The 1,141-nt window shown below is 59.0% G+C and carries 1 protein-coding gene; it reads left to right on the forward strand.

The genetic code is table 11. The features are described 5' to 3' along the window. Positions 1 to 113 precede the first annotated feature (113 nt). Entirely contained in the window at positions 114 to 1,100 is a 987-nt protein-coding gene (locus BN2476_RS40095; protein ID WP_087739702.1) for an IS1595 family transposase, read from the forward strand. Positions 1,101 to 1,141 lie beyond the last annotated feature (41 nt).

The following is a 1,141-nucleotide window of genomic DNA, read 5'->3' on the forward strand; positions in this document are numbered from 1 at the left end:
CAGAAGACGGCATACGAGATCTAGTACGGTCTCGTGGGCTCGGAGATGTGTATAAGAGACAGGTATGGATATAAGGGCTATCCACTTAGCACCACCTGAGAGAAAATGTCGGTGTGAGCGAATTCCAGCCTACCCCGACCGCCGGCGTCGACTACCCTCGGACGTGGAGCCAGTTTGAAGACTGGTTTGTCACCGAGGAGGAGTGTGCGCGCTATCTTGAGCGGCTGCGTTGGCCGGAGGGGTTCGTCTGCCCCAGTTGCGCAACCAAACGGGACCCGTATAGGAGCAGCCGCGGGCGCCTGATCTGCCGCACCTGCCGACATCCTGGGACAGTGACATCCGGCACGATTTTCGATAAGACACGCACGCCCTTGAAGGTGTGGTTGGCAGCGGCGTGGCATCTGACGAGCCAGAAATCCGGAATGAGCGCTCTGGGTTTGCAGCGAGTCCTGGGGTTTGGCAGTTATCAAACCGCCTGGACCATCCTGCACCGTTTCCGTCGTGCGATGGTTCGGCCCGGACGGGAACGTCTCAAAGGGATCGTCGAGGTCGATCAGAGCTATCTTGCCATTCGTGAACGACGTGACACTCCCGTGGGTAAAGGCGGAAAGAGACGGACCACCAAGGCTGTCGTGGTGATCGCCGTGGAAATTCTGGAGCCCAAAGGGTTCGGTCGGATTCGCCTTCAACAGATTGAAGAGGAGTCGACTGCCAGTGTTGAGCCTTTCGTGCGAGCGGTCGTGGAACCCGGCTCCGTGCTGCGCACTGACGGCGCAGCCATCTATCGGGCGTTGCAGGACGACTATCAACATGAGCGCACGGTCATCAAATCCGTGATGCCAGACGCCATTCCGGCGCACGTGCCGTTACCCGGCGTCCATCGCGTCGCTTCACTGCTTAAGCGCTGGCTTCTCGGCACGCACCAAGGGGCGGTCAAGCCGGCCCACCTAGACCATTACCTCGACGAGTTCGTCTTTCGCTTTAACCGACGCACGTCTCATTCCCGCGGCCTGATTTTCTACCGCCTGCTTGAACAGGCCGTTCAGACAGACCCCATCACCTACCGGCAGATCGCGCGAAAATCTCCCCGTGAGGGCTGAATTTCACAGCGTGGAATTTTGGCGCTAAGTGGATAGCCCTT

Source organism: Paraburkholderia piptadeniae (assembly GCF_900007165.1).
GTDB classification, from domain to species: Bacteria; Pseudomonadota; Gammaproteobacteria; order Burkholderiales; family Burkholderiaceae; genus Paraburkholderia; species Paraburkholderia piptadeniae.